The following is a 17,814-nucleotide window of genomic DNA, read 5'->3' on the forward strand; positions in this document are numbered from 1 at the left end:
CTCCCGGTCCCGCAGGCCCCGCGCTTCACGGCACACTCAGCTCCGCCTCCAACCACCCTCTCAGGTGACCCTCGGCTCGCTTCGCTCCCGCTTGCGCAGTCCAATACTGTAGCACCCGCTGCATCACCGCAAACCCTTGACCAACCGCCCGGTGACGAGCGACCGGCCAGGCCAAAGGCGGCGCCGGAGACCGGGAGGCAGACCAGGAAGGCGGCAGGAGCGCAGCCTGCTTCAGACCTGCTGGACCAGCCGCCGGAAGGTCTTCCTGCCCAGCTGGAGCACCTTGCCCTCCAGCTCAGAGGCGCTGTTGAACTCAAGGTTCGGGTCGACGAGCTTCTCGCCATCGAGGCGCACGCCACCGCCCTGGATCTGCCTGCGGGCCTCACTGCTGCTGGAGCACAGGCCCACGGCGCTGAGCAGGTAGAAGGCCTTGGCAGGGAAGGTGACCGCAGCGAGTGAGGCCTCGGGCACATCCGCTTCAGCGGCACCAGCCCCACCCGTTCCCGCCACCAGACGTGCGGCATCGGTCTGGGCCTGCCGAGCCGCCGTCTCGCCGTGCCTGAGCCGGGTGATCTCCAGGGCCATGGCCTTCTGACGCTCCCTCGGGTTCTCCGGAAGGCGGGCCAGATCGAGGTCTGTGAGCAGCGTGAGGTAGTCGTTCACCACGGCATCGGGCACCTTCTCGAGCTTCGAGTACATCGACAGCGGGTCCTCGAGCAGGCCCACGGTGTTGCCGAGGCTCTTGCTCATCTTCTGAACGCCGTCGAGCCCCGGAAGGATCGGCAGCAGCAGGCCGAACTGGGGGCGATGGCCGAAGTGGCGCTGCAGATCGCGGCCCATGGCCACGTTGAACTTCTGGTCAGTGCCGCCGAGCTCCACATCGGCCTGCACCTGCACCGAGTCATAGCCCTGCAGGAGGGGATAGAGAAACTCGTGCAGGGAGATGGGCGTGCCGGATCCGTAACGCCTGGCGAAGTCCTCCTTGGCGAGCATCTGGCTCACCGTGCTGATCCCCAGCAGCTCAACCACCCGGGGGAGATCCAGACGAGCCAGCCACTCGCTGTTGCGACGCACTTCCAGCCGGCCCGGCGTGCGGAAATCGAGCAGGGCTCGCGCGGGATCCTGCCCCTGCCCCAGCTGGGCCAGATAGGTGGACGCGTTGGCCTCCACCTCCTCGGCGGAGAGCTGCACGCGGGTCGTGCTCTTGCCGGTGGGATCGCCGATCCGCGCCGTGAAGTCGCCGATGATGAGCACGGCCGTGTGGCCGGCATCCTGGAAGGCCCGCAGCTTGCGGAAGAGCAGGGAATGGCCGAGATGGATGTCGGCGCCGGTGGGGTCGATGCCCAGCTTGACGCGCAGAGGCCGTTGCCTGGCCTCGGCCTCGGCAAGACGGGCGGCCAGTGACTGATCGGCGCTGACGTCCTGATCGGCGCTGGCCTGAGCGTCCCGGCAGGGGAAGAGGTCGGCCACCCCACGCTGCAGCCAGGCCGGCAGGGACTCGCCGCTGACGGCAGATGCTGGTGACACGGCAGCGACGGGGCCGGGTGTCTCGGTGCCTGGGTTCATGGGCCCGGCGGGTGCGGCTGCAGCCGCTGATGGTAGGCAGACGCTGGTGAGCGGCTCAGGGCTCCTGCTCGAGCTGGCTCTTCATGCGCTCGAGGGTCTGATGCATCTGATGGAACATCGTTTCGGGCGTGAGGCCGAACTGCCCGAGCTGCGTGCGCAGCTGCTCCACCGTGAGCTTGGCCTGGAAATCCTCGGAGAGTTCAAAGCGCTTCATGAACACGCGATAGCGGTCCATGACGTCTTCCATGCGCTCGATGTAGAGCTTCTTGCCCTCACGATCGAACTTTCCGTATTCGCTACCCAGCTGCATCAGCTGCTGGTAGTCGCCGAACAGGCGCTTGGCCTCATCCTGAACGATCTGGGAGTCGAAAAAGGCCATCAGCCCAAGGCCTGGGAAGCGCTGGGTCTGATTCTGAACACCCAGGTGGGCGGCAGCGAGTGCGGAAAGGCGTAACAGCCCGAACCAGCCTGCTGACAGGCGGCGCTGTAGGGCCCACATTGAGAGGTACCCATGCCGCTGCCGTGCAGCTCGTGGACCTCACACCCATCCTGGCCCAGTTCCAGGAGAATGCCAGCCGCAGCCGCGAGCTCCTGCGCGATGCACGGCTGGTGTTCTGCCTGGGAAACCGGGCGATGCTCAGCCTCCTGGCCGGCCAGGCCATGCCCTCGGCCCGGGTTCTCGGGGCCTTCACCACAGCCCCGGAAGCCCGTGGGGCGGTGGCCCATGAACGGCCGGGGCTGCTGGTGATCAGCGACGTGCTCGAAGAGGGGGACGGCATCGAAACGGCGGTCAGCCTCAAGGCGTGCCACCCGGACCTGCACGTGCTGCTGCTCATCCACCGGCAACATCGGCTGCATGCCATCCGCCGGGCGATCCAGGGCGACTGTGACGGGCTGGTGCTGGAGTCGAGTTTCGGCACCGGCGCCCTGCTGACCGCCCTGCAGGTGGTGAACGGGGGCGGCATCTTCATCGACCGTCCGCTGCGCCGGGAATTCCGCCGCGGTCATGAATCCGGGGGACCGCTGCAACCCTTGAGTGAACGGGAGCTCCAGGTGCTCACCCTGGCGGCCAACGGACGGAAAAATGCCGAGATCGGCAGAACCCTGTTCCTGTCGGCGGAAACGGTGAAGACCCATCTGGGCAACGCACTCGTGAAGCTGCCGGCCCGCGATCGCACCCATGCCGCGGTGCTGGGGCTGCGCTGGGGTCTGATCGACTGGCCGGAGGTGGAACCCTGCCGCTAGGTTCGACTGACGGCTGCGACCCGGCATCTTCCCCATGGCCAGGCGGCACTGGCTGGATCCACTGGCACGGCAGCTGCTGATCGCCAGCGGACAGCTGCCTGCGCCCCCGGCTGCCCGCCCCTCTCCGGCTTCGCCGGGGCGGACATCTTCAACCCCTGAACCGCAGGCAGCGGACCACCAGGACGGGATCGAGCGCGATCTCCTGGAGATGAAGCTGCGCCAAGACCCCTCGCGGCCGCTCGGCAGCGCGATGGAGGTGAGGCTCGCCGCCGAACTGGGGTGGCGGCTGGATGTGAACAGGGCCAGCGCCAGCGACTGGCTGCGCCTGCCCGGCATCCGGCAGGACCAGGTGGATCTGCTGCTCCGGCTGCAGGCCGGGGGGGTGCAGCTCAGCGGCTTTGACGACCTGCAACGGCTGCTGGAGTTGCCGCCGGTGCTGCTCGAGAGCTGGATGCCGGTGCTGGTGTTCCGTTGGTATGGGGAAACGGCGGCGCCACTCGCCCCGTCTGTGCGGGTTGACCTGAACCGCGCCGGACAGGCCCAGCTGGAACGGCTGGGCCTGTCCGCGGAACGCGGGGAACGGCTGCTGCGGGAGCGGACGCGCAGGCCCTTCCGCGATCTGGCCGACCTGCAGGAGCGGCTTCAGCTCCCGCCCGACCTGGTGGAGAGCTGGATCGGCAAGGTGATGTTCAGTCCGGCCACCCCTGGCCCGGAGCTGCCGCCGGCCCGCCGCACCCCGTGAGTCGCGGCACGTCATGGGACAGACAGGAGCGGAAGACGTACCGGCCGCGACAGGGAGAGCTCTTCCCTCCTTCAGCCGCTCTGGGGGCAGGATCCATGGCCGGCGAAGAGTTGCCACTGCTCAGGCGCCAGCTGGAGGGCTGGCGGATGGCGCTGCGCCGCCACCAGGCCCCCCTGTTCGCGGCCGGCGCTGACCGGAGCGTCGACCAGCCCCTTCAGGGAGCGCTGTTCGAGACCGGCTGCACGGCGCGGACCCAGGCCGCAGAGGGGATCCACCCCCTCCAGTTGCGGGCCCAGCCCCTGAGCTTCTGGCGCTGGCCGGATCCACCCCAACGGGGGGCGGCGCTGTACTTCGTGCTGGACAGCGTGCCGGTGGGAACGGCGCATGACCCGCAGCCCGTGCTGCTCTATGTGGGCGAGACAGGCCGGGCGGATCGGCGCTGGAAGGCTGAGCACGACTGCAAGCACTACCTGGCGGCCTACAGCGAGGCGCTGGCCCGGGCCGGGCTGGCCAGCAGGCTGAACATCCGCTTCTGGCTGGACGCTCCCAGCGGCAGCCGCGAACGGCGGGCCCTGGAACAGGCCCTGATCCGGCGCTGGCTGCCGCCCTTCAACAAGGAGACCCGCCAGCGCTGGGGAACACCCTTCACGGCAGAACCGGACTGAGCGATCTGGCTACGATCGCGGCCCATCCGGCGGTTGCCATGGAGTTTCGCTGCATCCCCGACGAGCTCGCTGCCGCCCTGAACCAGTGGAGCGGAGACACCCTGGCGGTAGGGCTGTTCGCGAAAGCCGAGGAACGTCCGGACCATCCCCTGTGGTCCCAGCTGATCGGCGCCTGCGGCGAGGAGCTGCAGCAGAGGCTCGAGCAACGGCGCTTCAAGGCCAAGCCAGGGGAGTGCCTCACCCTGGATCGCCTGGGGGCCAGCCCACGCACGCTGATCCTGGCGGGACTGGGCGATCCGGCCGACTTCGACCTCGACGCGCTGCGGGGTGCGGCAGCGGCGGCAGCCCGCGCTGCGCAGGCCGCCGGGGCAGAGCAACTGGCCCTGGCCCTGCCCGTGGAAGCCCTGGCCACTTCCACGGCAGCCCGGGCGATCGCCGAGGCCGTGCGGCTGAGCCTCTACAGCGACCAGCGCTTCAAGAGTGAACCCGACCCGAAGTCCCCGCCGGCCGTGGTGAGCCTGATCGGTCTGCCGGCAGGCGCCGACGAGGCCCTGGCCCAGGTGCCGGGCATCTGCGCCGGCGTGGAACTGGCCCGTGAACTCGTGGCGGCCCCCCCCAACGTGGCCACCCCTCAGCATCTGGCCGACACCGCCGCCCGGATCGCCGCCGACCATGGTCTTGAGCTGAAGGTGCTGGAACGGGAGGACTGCCGGGAGCTCGGCATGGGTGCCTACCTGGGAGTGGCTCAGGGATCGGATCTCCCCCCCAAGTTCATCCACCTCACCTACCGACCCTCCGGCGGAGCCTCACGACGTGTGGCTCTGGTGGGCAAGGGGCTCACCTTCGACTCCGGCGGGTACAACCTCAAGACCGCCGGCTCCCAGATCGAGATGATGAAATACGACATGGGTGGCAGCGCCGCCGTGCTGGGGGCTGCCCGTGCCATCGGCGAACTGCGGCCGGAGGGCGTTGAGGTGCACGTGATCGTGGCGGCCTGCGAAAACATGATCAGCGGGGGGGCCCTGCACCCCGGCGCCATCATCACGGCCTCCAACGGCAAGACCATCGAGATCAACAACACCGACGCCGAGGGGCGGCTGACCCTCGCCGACGCTCTGGTGTACGCCTGCAAACTCGATCCCGACGCCGTGGTGGACCTGGCCACCCTCACCGGAGCCTGCGTGATCGCCCTGGGAGAGGAGATGGCGGGTCTGTGGAGCAGCAGCGAAGACCTGGGCAGAGCTCTCCAGGCCGCCGCCGCCGCGGGGGGCGAGGCGCTCTGGCCGATGCCGCTGCGCGCGTCCTACAAGGCCGGGCTGAAGAGTCCGGTGGCCGACCTGAAGAACACCGGTCCCCGGCCCGGGGGCTCGATCACCGCCGCCCTGTTCCTGCAGGACTTCGTGCCCGGGGGCCTTCCCTGGGCACACCTGGACATCGCCGGCACGGTGTGGAGCGACAAGGGCCGGGGACTCGACCCTGCCGGGGCCACGGGGTTCGGGGTGCGCACCCTGGTGAACTGGATCTGCGCCGGCGCCCCGCTGAGCCCACAGCCCTAGGTTGGCCTCACCGCCACGCCACCCTCCTCGAGCCCTGTTCCCATGGCCGTCAAGAAGATCCGCTGGTACGTGAAGGCTCAGCTGGGGGTGCTGCTCCTGCCGGCCGGTCTGTGCCTGTTCGGCGAGGCCGTGATCCGCAAGGGACTCGAGGAACTGATCAAACGCACCGAGCTGGCCGCCGGGGCCGGCGGGACCGTGCCGATGAAGCTGCTGCAGGCCCCCGGACCGTGGTTCTGGTACGGCACCTTCGGGCTCATCCTCATCAACGCCGGGGTTGGCCTGATGGTCGAGAGCGGACTGCTGCGGGGGTATCCACGCCAGAACTGACGCCCCGTCGTGGAGGCTCAGGAGGCAGTGCTGCTCAGGCGGCAGTGCTGCTCAGCCGGCCGGACGGCCGCAGGCTGGCGAGCAGATCCTCCGGGGCTTCAAGGGCATGAATCTGCCAGCGGGCCCTGTCACTGCACAGGGGCAGCAGCCGATCGAGATCGTCGGCAGCCTGCTTGGGGCTCTGGTAGGGGCCCACGTGCCTGGTCTGCAGGCCGTCTCGGATGGTCAGCAGATACATATGAACCCTGCACTGCGCAGGTTCCACGCTAACCGCGCGAACCGGATGGGCCAAGGGGCGCGGCCCAGGGACGGGAGGAACGGGCCCGCGCACCCCACACGGCCTCCAGACGCCGATCGCGCCCGCAGGCCCAGCGGTAGTAGCCGTAGCGGATCGGATTGCGCTCGGCGTAGTTCTGATGGTGCTCTTCCGCCGGCCAGAACCGGCTCAGAGGACGGATCTCCACCTTCAACGCCGACTCCGGGAGGCCCAGCTCCTGGGAGGCGGAGCTGCGGCTGGCGAGGGCCAGGCGCCGCTGCTCCGCATCGGCGGTGAAGATCACCGGGCGGTAGGAGTCACCCCGATCGCAGAACTGGCCGCCGCCGTCGAGGGGATCCACATTGCGCCAGTAGGCGCGCAGGATGGTCTCGTAGCTGACCGCTCCGGGATCGAAGCGCACGCGCACGCTCTCCTGATGGCCGCTGCCGCCGGTGGACACCTGGCGATAGGTGGGCCGTGCCAGGCGGCCGCCGCTGTAGCCGCTCTCCACGTCGACGACGCCGCTGAGGGAGTCCAGATCGTGCTCCAGACACCAGAAGCAGCCCCCGGCCAGCACCGCCTCGCCGGAGGGGGAGCCAGGCCCGGCGGCCCAGGCGGCCGGCGGCCAGCTGCTCAGGCCGGCGATCAGCACAAGCAGAGAGGCGAGAGCCACCAACCAGCGCCGGGCCGGTGCCGGTGCCTGACTCTGCCGGGGGTCTGAAGCGGACGGCAGGGGGATCACGGCGTGGCAGCGGAGCGGGCTGCCGGCCAGCCTGCCTCCACCTGATCGAGAATGGCGGCGGCGGCGCGGTCGGTGACGCCGGGCTCCCCCAGCTGACGACGGAGGCGCCGGTAGCCCTCGAGCATGGCCAGCCGCTGCGGGCTGCCATCCTCCAGCAGCGGCAGCGCCTGTTCGACGATCGCCGCGGGATGGAGGGCCTCCTGGAGGAGTTCGGGAACCAGCCGCTCGCCAAGCACCAGGTTGACCGGCGAGATATGGGGCACGCTGAAGCGGAGCAGATGGCGAGCCACGAAGGCCGTGAGCCAGCTGACGCGATACACCACCACCTGGGGCACGCCCCGCAGAGCCAGCTCCAGGTTCACGGTGCCGGACTTGGCCAGGGCCAGGTCGGCTGCCGCGCACAACAGCGGCTTGAGCCGGTCGGCATCGGCTGCCGAGACGACGGTCGCCCGCAGGCCGGCCCGCTCGAGCTGGTGGTTCAGCCGGACCTCGAAACCCGCCAGGCCCGCCGGCACCAGCACCTGCAGATGGGGTTGCCGGCGCTGCAGCTCAGCCGCGGCAGCAACCAGATGGGGCAGGAGGTAGTGCAGTTCCTGACGGCGTGAGGCCGGCATCAGCAGCAGCACCGGCGCCTCGCGATCCAGGCCCAGCTCAGCGCAAGCCTGATCGCGGCCGGGCGGGTCGCCGATGGTGTCGAGCAGAGGATGGCCCACGTAGGTGACATTGGCTCCCCGGCAGCGGTAGTAGCGGGCCTCTTCCTGGAAGATCGCCAGGATCTGATTGGTGAAGCGGATCAGATTGGTGCGTCCCTCGGAACCGAACTTGAAGGCCCATTCCTGGGGAGCGATGTAGTAGGTGATGGGAACCTGCGGGAAACGGCGCTTGGTGCGCAGCCCGAGGTTGACGTTGGGCCCCATGTAGTCGATCAGCACGACGCCATCGGGAGGCTGCTGGAGAAACCAGCGCCTCAGGCGGCGCTGCAGGCGCAGGGTGGGAAGCAGAAAAGGGATCGCCTCCCACAGACCGATGGCCCCCATGCGGGTGGTGTCGGCCAGCAGCTGGGCGCCGGCCCGCTGCATGCGCTCGCCGCCCAGGGCGAGCACCTGCAGCGCCAGGCCCCGGCGCCGGGCCTCACGGTGCAGGGCCTCCACCAGCAGGGAGCCCTGCAGATCCCCGGACACCTCGCCGGTGCTGACCAGCAGGCGGAGCATCAGCGGCTCCCCGGAATCGGCCCGCGCCGCCCCTCGGCCACGGAGGCCTCCAGAAACGCCACCAGCTCCTCGGCTGCGGCCGTGAGTGGCTGCCCCCGCAGCTGGGCCAGGGACTCCGCCAGGGTGAGCCGGCTGCGGTAGATCAGCATCCAGGCCCGCTTGAGATCCTCCAGCTGACGCCCGTCATCGCGGGCCGCGAGACCACTGCGCTGCAGACCGATGCGGTTGAGTGCCCGAACCCGGGCCGGGTGACCTTCCACGGTGCTGAACGGGGGCACATCGCGCTCGATGCGGCTCATGCCGCCCACCATCGCCAGGGTGCCGACGTGCACGAACTGGTGAATCCCCAGCATGCCGCCGATCACCGCACGATCGCCGATCTCCACGTGGCCGGCCACGGCCACCCCGTTGGCGATCACGATGCGGTCACCGAGCACGCAGTTGTGACCGAGATGGCTGTAGGCCATCAGCAGGTTGCCGCTGCCGATCCGCGTCACCTGCTCGCCCCGGGTGGCGCGATTGATGGTCACGCACTCGCGGATGGTGTTGTCATCGCCGAGCACCACCCCGGTGGGATCGCCGGTGTATTTGAGATCCTGGGGCTCCAGACCGATGCAGGCCCCGGGGAAGAGTCGGTTGCCGCTGCCCATGCTGACGCGGCCTTCCAGCACCACATGGGGGCCGATGCGGCAATCCGGGCCGATGCGCACCTGGGGACCGATCACGGCATAGGGACCGACCTCGACACCGCTGGCCAGCTCGGCCCGCGGATCGACAACCGCCGTGGGGTGGATGCTGGTGGACATGGCCGTCAGTCGACCAGCGAGAACATCAACTCACCGGAACACACCAGCTCGCCATCCACCGTGGCTTCAGCCTGCACCTTGCCGAAGCGCCTGCGCCTGAGGCTGATGAGTTCACAGGTGATGCGCAACTGATCGCCGGGCACCACCGGACGCCGGAAGCGCACGCCATCGATGCCGGCGAAGACGAACAACCCCCGTGGCAGGTCCGGCATCTGGGTGACGATCAGCCCCCCCACCTGGGCCATCGCCTCGACGATCAGAACCCCCGGCATCAGCGGGCGGCCGGGGAAATGCCCCTGGAACTGCGGTTCGTTGATGGTGACGTTCTTGATCCCGACCGCGCGCTTGCCGGGGTCATGCTCGATCACCCGGTCCACCAGGGCGAAGGGGTAGCGATGGGGCAGCAGTCCCTGGATCTGCTCAACAGCGAGCAGCGGGCTCGCAGGCGGCGCAGGGGTGTCCGGGACCGGGGAAGGCTCAGGCAAGGTGTTCAGGCGGGGAGAAGGGCGGGTGCGTCAGCCAGGGCCGCAGCGACGGCCCTGGCGAGATCGGTGTGCAGACGGTGGGAGCCGCGGAACGCGAACACCTGGGCGCGGGGCAGTCCAACCAGGGCCAGGTCGCCCAGCAGATCGAGGATTTTATGGCGCACCGGTTCGTCCGGGTAGCGCAGGGGCGGGTTCAGCCAGCGCGGGCCGTCACACACCAGGGCGTTGTCGAGGGCACCGCCACGGATCAGTCCCGCAGCCCGCAGCTGATCCACCTGGGAGCGCAGGCCGAAGGTGCGGGCCGGCGCGATCTCGGCCACAAACGCCTGCGGAGTGAGCGCCAGGGAGAACACCTGGCGCCCGATGGCGGGCTCGGTGAACTCGATGGCGGCCCCCAGGTGCGGCTGCGGGGCCGGCACGGCGGTGACGAAGCCGCCCGAGTCGTGCACGGTGATGGGGCGATGCAGCTGCCGCCGATCAGACGTCGCCGCCAGGGGCTGCAGACCGGCCGAGGCGATGGCGTCCACCCAGGGCAGGGCCGAGCCGTCCAGGAGTGGCACCTCCGGCCCCTCGACACGGATCTCGACCTGCGTCACGCCCGTGCCCGCCAGGGCCGCCAGCAGATGCTCCACCGTGGCCAGGCGTCGTTGCCCCACCTGCAGGGCCGTGCAGAGGGTGGTTTCACACACCTGGGCCGGCGCCAGGGGAATCGCTTGGGAGCCGGCCTCATCAAGCCAGCCGAGCCGGTAGCCGGGGAGCTGGCTGGGCAGGAGACGGAGGCGGCAGCTGGCCCCGCTGTGCAGTCCCACCCCGGTGAGCTCCACCTCTGCGGCCAGGGTGAGGGAGCCGGCATAGTCGGCAGGCCACTGGGTCACTAGAACTTCCAGCCCACGCCGAGGTTGAAGCGCCATTCATCGGTGAAGTTCTCGCTGGCCACCTCCAGGCGCAGCGGACCCACGGGCGTGGTCACGATCACACCGATGCCGGGGGAGTAACCCTCGCCGCTCTTGCCGAGAACACCGCCGGGATTGCCGGGAATGTCGGACTGGGTGCCGAAGGTGGTGCCGGCATCGAAGAAGACACTGCCGCTGACGATGCTGAAGAGGGGGAAGCGGTATTCCACGGTGAACTCGGCGAAGCTCTTGCCCACACCGAGATCGCAGTCGAAGTAGCCGCGCACGGAGTTGCCGCCGCCGAGGCAGAACGCTTCATAGGGGGGGATCTCATCGCCGATGAGGGTGCCGCCGGACACCTGGAAAGCCAGTGCCTGCTTGCAGTCCTCCGGCTCGCCCGGGCCCGGGCGGCAACCTTTGTAGATCTTCAGCCAGTTGACGGGGATGAAGTGGCTGAAGCTGCCGCGAACGCGGTTGAAGGTGGGCGAATCATCACCCACCGAGATGAACTGCTCGGTGCTCAGGCTGAAGAAGTTGCCACGGGTTGGATTGCGGGGATCGTCGAGGCTGTTGTAGGTGGTGCCGATCCGGAAGCTGAGCAGCTGGTTCTCGGACGCGCAGTTGTAGGCGATGCAGATCACCTGGCGCTTCGACACCACATCCGGCGACTTGTTGGCACCCACCACCGCCTGGGAGAACTTGCTGCCGGAGAAGTTCATCGGCGTGACCTCCTGGCCGCCGAAGGCCAGGATCATCCGCCAGGGGGCCTCCTTGAAGGGATCACCACCATTGAGCGGGCGCACGAACTGCACGCTGGCACCGATGCGCTCGATGGCGACGCTGTCGAAGTTGGTGCGCACCAGCTGATCACCGCCGCCGATATCGAAAGGCTTGTTGGTGACGACCTCGAAGTCGGCACCGCGGATCCGCTCGGAGCCCTCCTTGAAGACACTGTTGCGGCTCTGGAAGACCTGGGGCAGCTCACGGCTGAAGAAGGCCCGGGCCCGGAAGGAGGTGCGGTTGCGATCTCCCTTGATCCAGGGATCGAAGAAGGTGATGTCGCCGAGTCCACCGAACTGTCCGTAGGAGATGTTGGTGCCGAGATCCCAGGCCCTGCCCAGCAGATTGCTGTCCTGGAGCTGAATCTGTCCGAACACACCCTGGCTCTGGCTGTAACCCACGCCGCCGGAGAGCGAGCCGCTGGACTGCTCGACGATGCCGAGGACCACGACCACTTCTCCCGGCTGGGCCGGCACGGGCCGCAGGGTGACCCTCACATCGCTGAAGAGGCCGGTGCCGTAGAGGCGCCGGATGTCGGCCTCCAGCTGGCGCCGGTTGAACACCGAGCCGGGCTGGAGGGAGACCTCGCGGGTGATCACCCAGGGCTGGGTCTTGCCGCGGATCGGCTCGCCCTGGTCATTGGTGGCATTCCCGTCGCTGTTGATGAACTGCACCTCGACGCCCTGCACGCTTCCCTCGCGCACGCTGAGTTCCACCACACCGTCAGGAGTGACCCGGGAGGGACCGGTGACCCGGGCGAGGGAATAGCCCTGGTCGGTGTACCAGGTCTGCAGCTCCTGCATCCGGGTCTGCAGGGTCTTCAGGTTGAGGGTGCGGCCGTAGTCGGGAGCGAAGGTGTCGGCAACGACAGTCTCCGGCAGCTTGATCTCGCCGGCGGGCTGGAGCGTGATGCGGCTGAGCACCGGGTTGGGGACCACCGAGACGATCAGCCTCACCCCCAGGGGACCGTCCTGGGGCTGGATGCGCACGTCGGAGAACCAGCCCGTGGCGAAGATGGCGGCCAGGTCGGTCTCGAGCTGGGAGCGGGTGACGCGGCTGCCCGGGATCGTGGCCATCGCCTCGTAGGCGGCGATCTCGAGCCGGTCGGCATCGGGATGGCCCTCGAGTCCCTCGACCACCACCTCGGCGATCAGCACCTGGGGTTCAGCCGGAGACTGGGCAGCTGGGGGTTGGGCAGCAGGCTGATCCCCCCCGCTGGCGGGAGAGGGGCTGACCGGAGCCGGACCGCCGGGAAGGGGGACGGGTGTGTCGACCTGCTCGGAGAACGGCGTGGAGGGGGCCGGCGTGGAGGGGGGCGACTCCTCCTGGGCGAGCACGGGGCCGGCGGCGAGGACGCCCAGGCCCAGCAGGGTCAGGACAGCCTTCGAAGCCAACATGCCGGCCATGTGGATGCAGTTCGGTGCGGCGACGCCGCAGACGCCGGAACGTTACTGGTAGACCCTGGGTTGGGGACAGGTCTGCTGGAGCCGTTTGAGAACCTGCCCATAGGCTTCCACCACGCCGCCGAGGTCCTGGCGGAAGCGGTCCTTGTCGAGGATGCGCTCCTGGCTGTCCGCTACGGCCCGGTTCCAGAGGCGGCAGGTGTCCGGGCTGATCTCGTCGGCCACCACCAGCTGCTCATCAGCGGTGAAGCCCAGCTCGATCTTGAAATCCACCAGCTGCAGCCCCACGGCATCGAACAGCTGGCGCAGTTCATCGTTCACCCGGCGGGCCAGCCGCTCGATCCCGACCCGCTGATCCGCATTCACCAGATGCAGCCGCTCCAGTCGTGCCTCGGTGAGCAGCGGATCCCCGAAGGCATCGTCCTTGTAGTACAGGTCGCAGAGGGGCGGATCAAGGGCGGTTCCAGGCTGGATCGGCAGCTCACGGCAGAGGGAGCCGGCGGCCACGTTGCGGATCACCACCTCCAGCGGAATCACCCGCACCGGGCGCACCAGCATCCAGTTGTCGGCGTCAGCGACCCCCAGGTAGTGGGTGGGCACGCCCCGGGCGGCCAGCTGTTCGAACAGCAGGGCCGAGATCTGACAGTTGAGGGTGCCCTTGCCGGGGAGGCTGGCCTTCTTGAGGGCATTGAAGGCCGTGGCGTCGTCCTTGAACTCCACGGCAACCACGTCCGGGCGGTCGGTGGCGTACACCCGCTTCGCTTTGCCTTCGTGGAGCAGGGATCCGGGCTGGACGGCGGTCATGGCTGCACGGGGGAGGACAGGGGAGAATCCGGGAGCTGCGCCGGGCCGGCATGGCCACCGGGAAGCCGGGGCGAGCGCAGCAGGAGCTCCAGCTCCCGGTTGCGAGCCTCGTGGTCGGGCCCCGAAAGCTGGCGGCGCTGCAGCCACTCACCGTAGGCATCGTCGATCCGCTCCCCCAGCCTGAGGCGACGCTCGAGAGCCCGGCTGGAGGCGGGATCGCTGACGCCCGCTGCCAGCTGCTGATCCAGCAGCGCCGCCACCAGACCCCAGGCACCGGCGGCGGCGGCCTGCTCGAGCGCCTGCTCGAGGATCTGGTCGCGCTGCTGCAGGGGCATGGCCTCGGCAAGGGCCGCCGCACGCCCCCAGCGGGCGGCGGTGAGCGCCCCGGGGGTGCTGCTGAGCAGGAGCACCCGGGCCGCCTGCTGGCGCTGTCCCAGGCTCTCCAGATGCTCGGCCAGCAGATCGAGGGCCGAGCGGGTGGACGGCTTGCCTCCGGAGGCACGGCCCGTATCACTCGCCCCCGGCCGCACCAGGGGCAGGGCCACATCCTCGAGCCGGCGCAGATCGCCCTCCGCCAGCAGGGTGAGGGCCTGCACGGCCAGCGCATGGTTGAGGCCGGCCTGAGCCGCCCGCCACTGCATCACCAGCCAGCGGCGCCGTCCCTCGCCGGGGCCGGGAGAAAGGCGGGCCAGCACAGCCAGTGCCGCCTGGGGCGCGGAGCAGGCCAACAGCCGCTCGGCGTCGGTCAGGACCGCCTCCAGGGATGGCTGGGACTCCTGAACCGCAGGCGGCCGCTCGCACCCGGGCGGCGGCGCAGCAGCGGCCCGGGCGGGGGCGATGCCGGTCGCGAGCAGGGACAGCAGGGCCGCCAGCCCAGCCTGGGTGGGCCGGCGGCGGAAGACCGGCCGGGCTGCCCGTTCGGAGACAAGATGGGGCACGGCGACCCGTCCGGCGGAGGTCATCTGCGCCGGTCAACCTAGGGGAGCCGATCCGACGCATCTCCTCCACCCGCACCCCCGCATGGCTCCAGTGGCAGCGCCCAGTCCGGCCCGGATTCTGGTGGTGGGTGGCGGGGGGCGGGAAAACGCCCTCGCCTGGGCCCTGAACCGCAGCCACGGCGTCGAGGGTGTGTGGGTGGCCCCCGGCAACGGGGGCACTTCGGAGCTTCCAGGCTGCCGGCAGCTGGCCATCCCCGAAACCGATGCTGAAGGCCTGCTGCAGGCCTGCCGGCAGCTGGCCATCGATCTGGTGGTGGTCGGTCCCGAAGCGCCCCTGGCCGCCGGCCTCGCCGACCGGCTGCGGGCGGCGGGGCTGGCGGTGTTCGGCCCCGGGGCCGACGGCGCCCGCCTGGAGGCGAGCAAGCACTGGGCCAAGACGCTGATGCAGGAAGCGGGCGTGCCCACCGCCCGTCACTGGCGGGCGGAGTGCGAATCCGAAGCCCTGGACCTGCTGGAGACGCACGGGCGTCCGCTGGTGGTGAAGGCCGATGGACTGGCGGCCGGCAAGGGCGTGACCGTGGCCGACACCATGGAGGAGGCGCGGGCTGCCATCCGCGACATCTTCGACGGCCGCTTCGGCGCGGACGCCGGGGCGGCACTGGTGCTCGAGGAACGCACCGAGGGGCCGGAAGTGTCCGTGTTCGCCCTCACCGACGGCCGCGATCTCGTGCTGCTGCCCCCGGCGCAGGATCACAAGCGCATCGGCGAGGGGGACACGGGCCCCAACACCGGGGGGATGGGGGCCTACGCCCCGGCACCGCTCCTCGATGCGGCAGGCCTGGAGGAGGTGCGTCAGCGGGTGCTGGAACCCACCCTCGAGGCCCTGCGCCGCCGCGGCATCGACTACCGCGGCGTGATCTACGCCGGCCTGATGCTCACCGAGCAAGGTCCGAGCGTGATCGAGTTCAACTGCCGCTTCGGTGACCCCGAATGCGAGACGCTGATGCCCCTGCTGGGAGCGGAGCTGGCCACGGTGCTGCTGGCCTGCGCGCAAGGGCGGCTGGCCGCGGCTCCTCCCCTGGCGGTCAGCCCGCTCTGCAGCGCCTGCGTGATCGCCGCCGCCGCGGGCTATCCCGGCAGCGTGCGCCAGGGGGACGTGATCCACGGCGGCCTGCAGCCCGGGGAGCGGCTGCAGCTGTTTCACGCCGGCAGCCGCCGCGACCCCGATGGGATGTGCCGCACCAGCGGCGGACGGGTGCTGGCCCTGGTGGCCCAGGCGGAAGACTTCGACACGGCCTTCCAGCAGGTGTACACAGGCCTGGAGCAGGTGCGCTTCGAGGGCATGCTCTACCGCCGTGACATCGGTCATCAGGTGCGCAGCCGATGAGCAGCGACCAGGCACCAGCGCGACACGGCTGGCGCCAGGCCCTGGCGCGCTGGTGGGCGGAGTTCAGTCTGCAGACCAAGCTGCTGGCGGTGGCCACGCTGGTGGTGAGCCTGCTGATGACCGGCATCACCTTCCTGGCCCTCAACGGCATCCAGCGCGATGCGCGCCTGAGCGACACCCGCTACGCCCGCGATCTGGGGCTGCTGCTCTCGGCCAACGTCGCCCCGCTGGTGGCGGAGGGGAACGACCGGGAACTGGCGTCGGTGGCTGATCGCTTCTGGCGCTCCAGTCGCAGTCTCCGCTACATCTTCTTCGCCGATCCGGAAGGAATCATCTATCTGGGCATTCCGATCGGCTCGAACAACGGCACCAGCGAGCTGCTGCTGAGCCGGCGCCTGGAACTGCCGGCCGACATCCAGAAGCGTCCGGACAACCCCCTGGTGCGCCAGCACCTCACCCCGGATGGGCAGGTGACGGATGTGTTCGTGCCGATGGTGAGCAACGGCGACTACCTGGGCGTGCTGGCCCTGGGCATCAACCCCAACGAAACCCTGCTGGCCAGTGCGGCCCTCACCCGGGAGGTGACGGTGGCGGTGTTCATCTCCATCTGGGTGCTGGTGATCCTGGGCTCGGTGTTCAACGCCCTCACCATCACCCAGCCGGTGAAGGAGCTGCTGCGGGGGGTGCGGCAGATCGCGGGGGGCAATTTCGAGGCCCGGATCGCGCTGCCGGTGGGTGGGGAACTGGGGGAACTGCTGGAGGGATTCAACACGATGGCGGCCCAGCTCGAGGAGTACAAGGCCGCCAACATCGAAGAGCTGCGGGCAGCGCAGGTGAAGCAGGAATCGCTGATCGCCACCATGGCCGATGGGGCGGTGCTGCTCGACGCCGAGGGCGCGATCGTGCTGGCCAACCCCACCGCCCGACGCTTCTTCCGCTGGGAAGGCCGCAACCTCGAGGGCAATCCCCTGATCCAGGAACTGCCGGAACGGCTGGCCATGGACCTGCAGGAGGCCCTCGACAGCGTCACCGCCGGTGGCCAGGACAGTACCGACGTGCGCTGCAGCCTCGGCGAACCGGCCCGCACCCTGCGCATCGTGCTGCAGTCGGTGCGGGACGCCAGCGGCGAGACCCTCAAGGGCATCGCCATGACCGTGCAGGATCTCACCCGGGAGGTGGAGCTGAATGCCGCCCAGAGCCGCTTCATCAGCAACGTGTCGCATGAACTGCGCACACCCCTGTTCAATATCAAGAGCTACGTGGAAACGCTCCACGATCTCGGCGATCAGCTCAGCGAAGAGGAGAAGCAGGAGTTCCTCGGCATCGCCAATGCCGAAACCGACCGGCTCACCAGACTGGTGAACGACGTGCTCGATCTGTCCCGGCTGGAGGCCGATCGCCAGTGGAGCTTCGAACCGCTGGAGGCGAGGGCGGCCATCGAGCAGACCCTCCGCACCTACAGGCTGAATGCCGAGGACAAGGGAGTCAGCCTGACGTTCCAGGCTGACCCTGAGCTGCCGCGCGTCCTCGGCAACTGGGATTTGCTGCTGCAGGTGTTCGACAATCTCGTCGGCAATGCCCTCAAGTTCACGCCCCAGGGAGGGCAGGTGATGCTGCGCGCCTACCCCTGGCCCGATCACTGTGCCCTGCCTGCCGTGAACCAGGGCGATGAAGAGGGACCGAGCTGCGAATTCCGTTCACCCCTGCCGCGGCTGAGGGTGGAGATCACGGACACCGGCAGCGGCATCGCTCCCAGTGATCAGGAACGCATCTTCGAGCGCTTCTATCGGGTGGAGAATGCCGTGCACATCGAGGCCGGCACAGGCCTGGGACTCTCGATCGTGCGTGGAATCCTTGACAAGCACGGCTCCGCGATCCAGATGGCGAGTGAGCTGGGCGTTGGCACGACCTTCTGGTTCGAACTGCCGCTGGAGGATGCCGACAATGACGAGGTGCAGCTGACTGCAGATCGCCAGCGGCTGGCTCTCAGCAAGGCCTGAACACCCAC

At 69.3% G+C, this 17,814-nt stretch carries 18 protein-coding genes; 7 read left to right on the forward strand and 11 right to left on the reverse strand.

What is annotated here, in order from left to right:
- Positions 1 to 231 precede the first annotated feature (231 nt).
- Together tyrS and KBY90_RS13710 are read right to left on the reverse strand one after the other, a co-directional pair.
- Positions 232 to 1,566: a tyrosine--tRNA ligase gene (gene tyrS / locus KBY90_RS13705; RefSeq protein ID WP_254969218.1), complete on the reverse strand. Its 1,335-nt coding sequence runs from the start codon at positions 1,564 to 1,566 to the stop codon at positions 232 to 234.
- A 55-nt stretch (positions 1,567 to 1,621) separates the two neighbouring features.
- Positions 1,622 to 1,945, reverse strand: coding sequence for a DUF1825 family protein (locus KBY90_RS13710; protein ID WP_254969219.1), 324 nt, complete (start codon positions 1,943 to 1,945; stop codon positions 1,622 to 1,624).
- A 152-nt stretch (positions 1,946 to 2,097) separates the two neighbouring features.
- On the opposite strand from KBY90_RS13710, the gene KBY90_RS13715 reads away from it, so the two are divergent.
- From KBY90_RS13715 to KBY90_RS13735, 5 genes are all read left to right on the forward strand, one after another.
- A complete protein-coding gene (locus tag KBY90_RS13715) occupies positions 2,098 to 2,811 on the forward strand; it encodes a response regulator transcription factor (RefSeq protein ID WP_254969220.1) in 714 nt (237 codons plus the stop codon).
- A 208-nt stretch (positions 2,812 to 3,019) separates the two neighbouring features.
- Complete coding sequence (locus KBY90_RS13720; protein ID WP_315858744.1) at positions 3,020 to 3,553, forward strand: hypothetical protein; 534 nt, start codon at positions 3,020 to 3,022, stop codon at positions 3,551 to 3,553.
- Between the two features lie 95 nt (positions 3,554 to 3,648).
- On the forward strand, positions 3,649 to 4,218 hold the full coding sequence (locus KBY90_RS13725; RefSeq protein WP_254969222.1) for a GIY-YIG nuclease family protein: 570 nt from the start codon (positions 3,649 to 3,651) through the stop codon (positions 4,216 to 4,218).
- A gap of 38 nt (positions 4,219 to 4,256) precedes the next feature.
- Positions 4,257 to 5,774 (forward strand): leucyl aminopeptidase, encoded by a 1,518-nt coding sequence (locus KBY90_RS13730; RefSeq protein ID WP_254969223.1) that lies wholly within the window; start codon positions 4,257 to 4,259, stop codon positions 5,772 to 5,774.
- Between the two features lie 42 nt (positions 5,775 to 5,816).
- Complete coding sequence (locus KBY90_RS13735) at positions 5,817 to 6,101, forward strand: hypothetical protein (protein WP_254969224.1); 285 nt, start codon at positions 5,817 to 5,819, stop codon at positions 6,099 to 6,101.
- A gap of 34 nt (positions 6,102 to 6,135) precedes the next feature.
- Here the strand turns inward: KBY90_RS13735 and KBY90_RS13740 are convergent, their stop codons facing one another.
- The 9 genes from KBY90_RS13740 to KBY90_RS13780 all read right to left on the reverse strand — a co-directional run bounded on the left by KBY90_RS13740 (position 6,136) and on the right by KBY90_RS13780 (position 14,443).
- Positions 6,136 to 6,339 carry a hypothetical protein gene (locus KBY90_RS13740; protein ID WP_254969225.1) on the reverse strand — a complete coding sequence of 68 codons (204 nt, stop codon included), beginning with the start codon at positions 6,337 to 6,339 and terminating at the stop codon, positions 6,136 to 6,138.
- Between the two features lie 28 nt (positions 6,340 to 6,367).
- Complete coding sequence (msrA, locus tag KBY90_RS13745; RefSeq protein WP_396122597.1) at positions 6,368 to 7,030, reverse strand: peptide-methionine (S)-S-oxide reductase MsrA; 663 nt, start codon at positions 7,028 to 7,030, stop codon at positions 6,368 to 6,370.
- A gap of 65 nt (positions 7,031 to 7,095) precedes the next feature.
- On the reverse strand, positions 7,096 to 8,310 hold the full coding sequence (lpxB, locus tag KBY90_RS13750) for a lipid-A-disaccharide synthase (protein ID WP_254969226.1): 1,215 nt from the start codon (positions 8,308 to 8,310) through the stop codon (positions 7,096 to 7,098).
- A complete protein-coding gene (gene lpxA / locus KBY90_RS13755; protein WP_254969227.1) occupies positions 8,310 to 9,116 on the reverse strand; it encodes an acyl-ACP--UDP-N-acetylglucosamine O-acyltransferase in 807 nt (268 codons plus the stop codon). Before lpxA ends, lpxB begins: the two co-directional genes overlap by 1 nt.
- Positions 9,117 to 9,121: 5 nt before the next feature.
- Positions 9,122 to 9,550: a 3-hydroxyacyl-ACP dehydratase FabZ gene (gene fabZ / locus KBY90_RS13760; protein ID WP_254969266.1), complete on the reverse strand. Its 429-nt coding sequence runs from the start codon at positions 9,548 to 9,550 to the stop codon at positions 9,122 to 9,124.
- Positions 9,551 to 9,606: 56 nt separating this feature from the next.
- Positions 9,607 to 10,476, reverse strand: a complete 870-nt coding sequence (lpxC, locus tag KBY90_RS13765; protein ID WP_254969228.1) for a UDP-3-O-acyl-N-acetylglucosamine deacetylase — start codon at positions 10,474 to 10,476, stop codon at positions 9,607 to 9,609.
- On the reverse strand, positions 10,476 to 12,680 hold the full coding sequence (locus KBY90_RS13770) for a BamA/TamA family outer membrane protein (protein ID WP_396122598.1): 2,205 nt from the start codon (positions 12,678 to 12,680) through the stop codon (positions 10,476 to 10,478). The genes lpxC and KBY90_RS13770 overlap by 1 nt, the downstream gene beginning before the upstream one ends.
- A 42-nt stretch (positions 12,681 to 12,722) precedes the next feature.
- Complete coding sequence (gene purC, locus KBY90_RS13775; RefSeq protein WP_254969230.1) at positions 12,723 to 13,481, reverse strand: phosphoribosylaminoimidazolesuccinocarboxamide synthase; 759 nt, start codon at positions 13,479 to 13,481, stop codon at positions 12,723 to 12,725.
- Positions 13,478 to 14,443 carry a hypothetical protein gene (locus KBY90_RS13780; protein WP_254969231.1) on the reverse strand — a complete coding sequence of 322 codons (966 nt, stop codon included), beginning with the start codon at positions 14,441 to 14,443 and terminating at the stop codon, positions 13,478 to 13,480. Before KBY90_RS13780 ends, purC begins: the two co-directional genes overlap by 4 nt.
- A 58-nt stretch (positions 14,444 to 14,501) precedes the next feature.
- Between KBY90_RS13780 and purD the strand changes: the two genes are divergently transcribed.
- Positions 14,502 to 15,806, forward strand: coding sequence for a phosphoribosylamine--glycine ligase (gene purD, locus KBY90_RS13785; RefSeq protein WP_254969232.1), 1,305 nt, complete (start codon positions 14,502 to 14,504; stop codon positions 15,804 to 15,806).
- Positions 15,803 to 17,806: a two-component system sensor histidine kinase NblS gene (gene nblS, locus KBY90_RS13790; protein ID WP_254969233.1), complete on the forward strand. Its 2,004-nt coding sequence runs from the start codon at positions 15,803 to 15,805 to the stop codon at positions 17,804 to 17,806. The genes purD and nblS overlap by 4 nt, the downstream gene beginning before the upstream one ends.
- The last annotated feature ends 8 nt before the right edge of the window (positions 17,807 to 17,814 follow it).

Origin of the sequence: Cyanobium sp. CH-040, assembly GCF_024346135.1 — a bacterium.
In the GTDB taxonomy this organism is placed as follows: domain Bacteria; phylum Cyanobacteriota; class Cyanobacteriia; order PCC-6307; family Cyanobiaceae; genus NIES-981.

Excerpts from the sequence above, each read along its gene's own strand:
- tyrS (WP_254969218.1), bottom strand. The coding sequence starts at position 1,566 with ATGAACCCAGGCACCGAGACACCCGGCCCCGTCGCTGCCGTGTCACCA.
- KBY90_RS13710 (WP_254969219.1), bottom strand. The coding sequence starts at position 1,945 with ATGGCCTTTTTCGACTCCCAGATCGTTCAGGATGAGGCCAAGCGCCTG.
- KBY90_RS13720 (WP_315858744.1), top strand. The coding sequence starts at position 3,020 with ATGAAGCTGCGCCAAGACCCCTCGCGGCCGCTCGGCAGCGCGATGGAG.
- KBY90_RS13725 (WP_254969222.1), top strand. The coding sequence starts at position 3,649 with ATGGCCGGCGAAGAGTTGCCACTGCTCAGGCGCCAGCTGGAGGGCTGG.
- KBY90_RS13730 (WP_254969223.1), top strand. The coding sequence starts at position 4,257 with ATGGAGTTTCGCTGCATCCCCGACGAGCTCGCTGCCGCCCTGAACCAG.
- KBY90_RS13735 (WP_254969224.1), top strand. The coding sequence starts at position 5,817 with ATGGCCGTCAAGAAGATCCGCTGGTACGTGAAGGCTCAGCTGGGGGTG.
- KBY90_RS13740 (WP_254969225.1), bottom strand. The coding sequence starts at position 6,339 with ATGTATCTGCTGACCATCCGAGACGGCCTGCAGACCAGGCACGTGGGC.
- lpxB (WP_254969226.1), bottom strand. The coding sequence starts at position 8,310 with ATGCTCCGCCTGCTGGTCAGCACCGGCGAGGTGTCCGGGGATCTGCAG.
- lpxA (WP_254969227.1), bottom strand. The coding sequence starts at position 9,116 with ATGTCCACCAGCATCCACCCCACGGCGGTTGTCGATCCGCGGGCCGAG.
- KBY90_RS13770 (WP_396122598.1), bottom strand. The coding sequence starts at position 12,680 with ATGGCCGGCATGTTGGCTTCGAAGGCTGTCCTGACCCTGCTGGGCCTG.
- purC (WP_254969230.1), bottom strand. The coding sequence starts at position 13,481 with ATGACCGCCGTCCAGCCCGGATCCCTGCTCCACGAAGGCAAAGCGAAG.
- KBY90_RS13780 (WP_254969231.1), bottom strand. The coding sequence starts at position 14,443 with ATGACCTCCGCCGGACGGGTCGCCGTGCCCCATCTTGTCTCCGAACGG.
- purD (WP_254969232.1), top strand. The coding sequence starts at position 14,502 with ATGGCTCCAGTGGCAGCGCCCAGTCCGGCCCGGATTCTGGTGGTGGGT.
- nblS (WP_254969233.1), top strand. The coding sequence starts at position 15,803 with ATGAGCAGCGACCAGGCACCAGCGCGACACGGCTGGCGCCAGGCCCTG.